Source organism: Mesorhizobium sp. M7D.F.Ca.US.004.03.1.1 (genome assembly GCF_003998635.1).
GTDB lineage: Bacteria > Pseudomonadota > Alphaproteobacteria > Rhizobiales > Rhizobiaceae > Mesorhizobium > Mesorhizobium loti.
This window is the reverse complement of record NZ_RZQG01000700.1, coordinates 1-3,219: the sequence shown is the minus strand read 5'-3', so window position 1 is coordinate 3,219 and position 3,219 is coordinate 1. Positions and strand designations below refer to the sequence as shown.

Below are 3,219 nucleotides of genomic sequence, written 5' to 3'. Positions count from 1 at the left end.
GGCCGGCCTCAATAAAGGCATCAAGATCTATTCGGCCGATATCTCGACTTCGGATATCGCAGCGATGCGCGAGCCCGACAGCGCCTGGGCAGCGACCGCCGCCACCAACCCGGCCGTCGTCGGCCAGGTCTCGGTGCGTGCACTGGCGCAGCTGCTGGCCGGTGAAGATCCCGGCCACAACGTCGTCGTGCCGCCGACGCTGATCACCCAGAAGGACCTCATCGACAAGGACATCAAGAACATGGAGGACCTGTCTGCCAAGCTGCCGCAGTTCGCCCATGCCGATGTGGCGATGCCGGCCTGGATGCCGAACCCGAACGCGAAGTAGGTTTCGCTATCGAAGGCCGCTTGCAGCCGCTTGCTGCAGGCGGCCTTTTTGCCGAATATTTGCCGCCGGCGCAGGTTCCGGCCCAAGGTTCGGTGCATATGGAAGTCCAGGCGGCAATCGAGGAAAACCTGTCCGGCGCCGTCGCCGGAACATTGTTTCGATGCCCGCACGCCACCACTGGCGTCGTGGTGTTGGGTGGATCGAGTGGCCGCGTCGATGTCGGGCGCGCACGGCTCTTTGCAAACGAGCGCTCGTCGGCCTTACCCTGCTGTGGTTTGGCGGCGAGAGCCAGGCTCCCGGAATATGCGAAATTCCCCTCGAAACCTTCTTTGCGGCAACCGACTACCTCCTTGAAACAGGATGCAATCGCATCGTCTATGTCGGCACATCCAAAGGTGCCGAGGCCGCATTGCTCGCGGCGGTCCATGACCCGCGCATCAACGCCGTGGTCGCCATCAGCCCATCGTCGGTGGTTTGGGGAAATATCGGTGCAGGCCGGGACGGCGTCAGTTGGCCCGAACGATCCTCATGGTCGCTCGACGGTACTCCCCTGCCGTTCGTGCCTACGGATCCGAATTGGAGCCGAGAGTCTGTGGATGGCCTGGTGTCCTACCGAGCGCTTTTCGAACATTGTTTGAAAACCTTCGAGCGCGAAGCAAAGGCGGCAACCATCCCCGTCGAGACCGCGTCGGCCGAGATACTGCTTGTCGCCGGTGGCGACGATGCGCTGTGGCCCTCCCTATGGTTCGCGACAGACATTGTTCGGCGGCGAGACAACGCAGGCAAAGTCACACGTCTCGTCACATCGCCCGATGCGGGTCACCGCATTCTGTTGCCGGGAGAGGGCACACCACGCTCGACATTGCATGCACATGGCGGCAATGACGAGGCCGATTCACAGTTGGGCAGAATGGCTTGGGAAGGCATCCGAGAACTGCTGTAGCCGCAGATCCCGAATATCTTCGCCTGTTTTTGCGCCAGTCTCGGCCGGCTCTGCCTAACGCAGCGCTGCCGCGATGTTGCCGCCATCGACCGTTGTCACGTCGGCGGTGGTGCGATCGGCCAGCGCGTGGTGCAGGAAGGCCTGCGCTACATCTTGCGCCGTTACTTCCTGGCCGAGCAAATTGCCGGACATGTAGTCCTTCTCCGACACGCCGCGCGCGCCCGAACGGCTGGCGATCATGGCGTCGGTCAGAAGCCCTGAGCGGATGCGGTCGGCATTGACCGCGTTCGAGCGGATGCCGTGCGCGCCGTAGTCGAGCGCGTATTGCCTGGACAGGAACAGCGTCGCTGCCTTCGGCACGCCATAGGCGCCGAACTTCGGGCCGGGGTTGACCGCCTGCTTGGAGGTGTTGAACAACAGCACGCCGCCTGTACCTTGTTCGAGCATGATGCGCACTGCGTTCTGCGCCACCGACTGGTGGGCGAAGAAGTTGAGCTCGAAACTCTTGCGCAAAAGTGCATCGTCGAGCTCGCCGATACGGCCTTCCCAGGCCGCCCCGGCATTGGACACCAGGATGTCGACACCGCCGAACACGGCGACCGCTCTGTCGAAGGCGGCGCGCACCTGTGCCGGGTCGGTGATGTCGGCGGCGACACCGATCGAATTGTTGCCGGCTTTCTTCGCGGCTTCGGCGGCCTTTTCGGCGTCGAGATCGACGACGACGGCATGGGCGCCATTGTCGGCGAACAGTTTTGCTGTCGCCGCGCCGATCGCACCGGCGCCGCCGGTGATCAGAACCACCTGGCCGGTCAGCGGCTTCGGCTTGTTGGAAGCGAGCTTGGCCTGTTCCAGCGACCAGTATTCGAGCGGGAAAAGGTCTGCCTTGGAGAGCGGATGGAAACGGCCGACCGCCTCGGCGCCGCGCACCGCTTCGATCCACATTTCGCCGACATCCGACGCGATCTTCGCGTCCTTCAGCGTGCGGCCATGGCCGAACATGCCAAGGCCCGGCACCAGTGTCAGGCGCGGCATCTGGTCGAGCATGGTGCGTTTGACGTCGTCGAGCGCATCATTGATTTCGAAATAAGCACGATAGTCCTTGGCGAAGGCGTCGACGTGGTCCTTGATCACGGATCTGTAGTCGCCGGCCTTATCGGCATCGGGCGCCGGCAGCGCCATCGGCCCGGTCTTGATGCGGATCGACAGATCGGGCGTCGACACACCGCGTCCGGCATAGTCGGCAATCTCGGATGAATTGATGAAATCGACGATTGTCGGCGAAGTGCGGAAATCGCTGATCATGCGGTCGAAGCGGCCTTCGCCACGTGCTACCGCCACCGTGCCGCGCAACATCGGTGCGATGGACGCGGGTGTCGCGAGCTTTGCCGGTAGTGCTGCCTTCGCCGCCTTCGGCTTGCCGTGATTGGCAATGTAGTCCTCGGCGACGTTCACATAATGGATCATCCGGTCGTAGGCCTGTTTCGCATCGTCGCCGAAGGTAAAGATGCCATGCTTGTCGAGGATCAGGCCCTCGACATCAGGGTCGGCATCAAAAATATCGGCGGCCGCCTTGGCGAGGTCGAAGCCGGGCATGATGTAGGGCACATAACCCATCTTGCTGCCGAACACCGTCTTCACCAGCGGCTTCGAGTCTTCCTGGTCGACGATGGCGAGGATAGCGGTCGAGTGCGTGTGGTCGACGAATTTATGCGGCAGGAAGGCATGCAGCAGCGTTTCGACCGAAGGGTTGGGCGAGGACGGGTCGATGAGGTTGACGCGCTGCAGTGCGACCATGTCCTCGTCGGCCAGTTTGCTCAGCGCGCGCGCCTTGAGCAGCGGCTTGAGCTTGACCGCCGGCAGGCCCTGCGGCTCGATGACGCCCATGTCCCAGCCGCTGCCCTTGACGCACAGCACTTCCCATTGGTCGCCGACAAGATCGGTCGCCGTC

Annotated in this window: 1 protein-coding gene and 2 pseudogenes; 2 read left to right on the top strand and 1 reads right to left on the bottom strand. The window is 62.9% G+C overall.

The window, feature by feature from the left end; all coding sequences use genetic code 11:
* A pseudogene (locus EN935_RS28280) lies at positions 1–328 on the top strand (LacI family transcriptional regulator); the annotation flags it as partial.
* A gap of 98 nt (positions 329–426) precedes the next feature.
* Positions 427–1,271: pseudogene (locus EN935_RS28275) on the top strand (acyl-CoA thioester hydrolase/BAAT C-terminal domain-containing protein).
* A 54-nt stretch (positions 1,272–1,325) separates the two neighbouring features.
* On the opposite strand, the gene EN935_RS28270 reads toward EN935_RS28275, so the two are convergent.
* Positions 1,326–3,219: bifunctional aldolase/short-chain dehydrogenase (locus tag EN935_RS28270; protein ID WP_127373850.1), on the bottom strand; the 1,894-nt coding region annotated here is incomplete at its 5' end.